General features: G+C 58.1%; 1 protein-coding gene and 1 pseudogene. One reads left to right on the top strand and one right to left on the bottom strand.

Annotated features, from left to right (window positions below):
• Nucleotides 1-175: 175 nt before the first annotated feature.
• Nucleotides 176-1,213: a tyrosine-type recombinase/integrase gene (locus AC2FNC_RS20655; RefSeq protein WP_480494426.1), complete on the bottom strand. Its 1,038-nt coding sequence runs from the start codon at nucleotides 1,211-1,213 to the stop codon at nucleotides 176-178.
• A 260-nt stretch (nucleotides 1,214-1,473) separates the two neighbouring features.
• Between AC2FNC_RS20655 and AC2FNC_RS20650 the strand changes: the two are divergent.
• Nucleotides 1,474-2,229: pseudogene (locus tag AC2FNC_RS20650) on the top strand (DUF3419 family protein); the annotation flags it as partial.
• Nucleotides 2,230-2,426 lie beyond the last annotated feature (197 nt).

The following is a 2,426-nucleotide window of genomic DNA, read 5'->3' as shown; positions in this document are numbered from 1 at the left end:
TATAAAAATCGCAATAGCTGCTGCAGGGTGAAACTCTATGCAGCTCCAGATAGGCGGACTTCGTCTCCGCCATTTCATCGCCTTAGTGCTTTGATATTGATGGGAAACTCGCAAGTATATATCTTGCGTTCCCACATCCATTCCCACGCTCGCCGCGTCTTTGATCCGGCTTGGATCAGTCGTCCAACACATCGTCCTCTGACTCGCCAGTGATCAGCGCCCGCTGGCGTTCGCGGCTAAGTTGGCCGTAGCTCCGCAAGGTTGTCAGCACATCGTTATGACCAAGGTTTTGGGCCATAGCGACAAGTTCCGGGACAGTGCAGTCCTTTGTCGCGCGGCGGGCAAGCATGTGACGGAAGGCGTGCGGGCCGAAACTGTCGAGTTTGGCGGCTTGGAACGCGCCGTTCACAATCTTGCGGACAGGTTCGGTGCTTTTCCACGGTCGCCGGTCGAACCCTTCGGCGGCAAACCCGGTGTTGGATTGAGGCGCGATGGCGGTTGCGGGGAAGAGTGGATCGTCGGGGCCGTACAGGGCCTCTTCGTCTAGATGGGTGATCCACGCCCGCAAGGCCGCTTCGGCTTCGGGGAAGCCTTTGGCAAAGAAGGTGTCGATGCGTTTGCCGAACTTCGTGGCCACCTCGCGCGGGTTTTGCGTCACGGATTTCTCAATCAGATCGACATGGCGAACCCGCAGAGAGATCAACGCGCCCACGCGGATACCGGTGAGACAGAGCAAAGCGAAGACCGCCTTGTCCCGCATTTCACGCGGGTTGGTCGCAGGCATCATCTCGAAGGCACGCTTGGCCTGTTTGATGCTGGGCGCTGGACGCGGCGGGGCGGCGCGCGCTTCGGCTTCGTCGCGGCGCGACAGGTTGAAGTACTCCGCGTCCGACGTCCTGATCCGGCTGCGGAACCCGTCCTGCTGCGACAGCCACAGCGTGAACTCGCGCAGCGTCGCCATGATGGCACGGGCGGTGGATTTGCTCAGGGGTTTGCCGGTGGTCCCCTTGGCCTTTTCCAGATGAGCGCGGAACTCCATGGCCCATTGGATGTGGAACTTCGCGAAATCCTGACGCCCGTTCCAGACATCAAAGCGCTCCAGCGCAGCCAATTCGCGCTCCAGTGTCTTGTCCGACAGTTGGCGCGCATATTTGCGGTAGTCCACGAAGCGGCGTTTCAAGCGCTCGTTCTTTTCGTTCGGTTGCTTGGACATTTTGGCCTCCTTTCAGGCTGTGATCTGGCGGGGTCGGTCTACGCTTCGCTCAAGCGCAAAACCCGCACCCCTGTTTCCGGGAGAGGATATTTCGCAGGCAGGAGCGCGATGGGTTTCCGAAGTGACAGCCTCCAAGTTTCCACCTCCCCCCTTGCCCTTGGGGCGAGTTCGGAGGGGCAATTTCGACGGGTCTTTCCGTTTGCCTTAAAGTGGAAAAACACGGGGGGCACTGTCCACCACCTTAAACCGACCCTGAAACACGTGCCTTTTGGACCGGTCTTGTCCCGGATGTCGAGCACCACGGGATAGGCGGGGTCGGCAAGTTTGAGCGGTATTTTCGCATCTTCCGCACCCGGCTTTTGCCGCTTGTTCATTCCCGACGCACGATTGATGATGTCTTTACGCCCCGAACACCCGAAGCGCGCGAAGTTTTCTTTGACACGCGCTTTGATACCTTCAGATGGCGGCTGCTGCTGAATGTGTTCTTCTCGCGTTTTGTGATGGGGCGCATGGGTCGCGACAAGGCATTCTTTGATCACGTCGAGGGCAGCCCCGCCCAGCATGTAGCTCGTCGAATTCGCCACGCAGGTGTTGATACCGACCCATCGCGAAATTCATATTTGCACTGGATTCTGAAGGGAACGCATGGCGACGCGCTCCCAATGGCCTGGAGACCCGAGCATTTTGATACGATCCGCGCCCGCCTGGACCGCCTGGATATCCGTCCGGGGTCGTTGGAGGCCTTCGTCTCGACTGGCGAAAAGGCCAATGGTTTCAACCTGTCGGATATCTTCGAATATATGTCACCCGAAGTGTTTGAACAGGTTTACGTGTCTATCCTGTCCGCTGCCGCGCCCAAGGCCCGCCTTGTGTATTGGAACATGATGGCGCCCCGCCGCGTGCCCGTCGTACATAAGGGAAAAATAGAAACACGTCACGCGATCGAGGATCGACTGAAGGCACGCGACATGGCCTTTTTCTACTCGGACTTTGTCGTGGAAGAGGTGCTTGTGTGAGTGTTCCGGCACAGATTCTGCTGGCCTTGACGTCTGTTCTGGTCCTGTTGGGATTGATGGCAGTTGTCCGACGGTTGGCGCAAAAGTGAGCCTCCCCATCTGAACTGGTCCACCGCTATGTTTAGGAAACGGAGGACCAAGAATGGCAAACAAGCGACCGAAGCCGGAAGAGATTGTCTCAAAGTTACGGCAGGTTG

Source organism: Ruegeria sp. BHSA123, from assembly GCF_059613425.1.
Note: the sequence above shows the minus strand (reverse complement) of the source record. Positions and strands in the feature narration are given on the sequence as shown.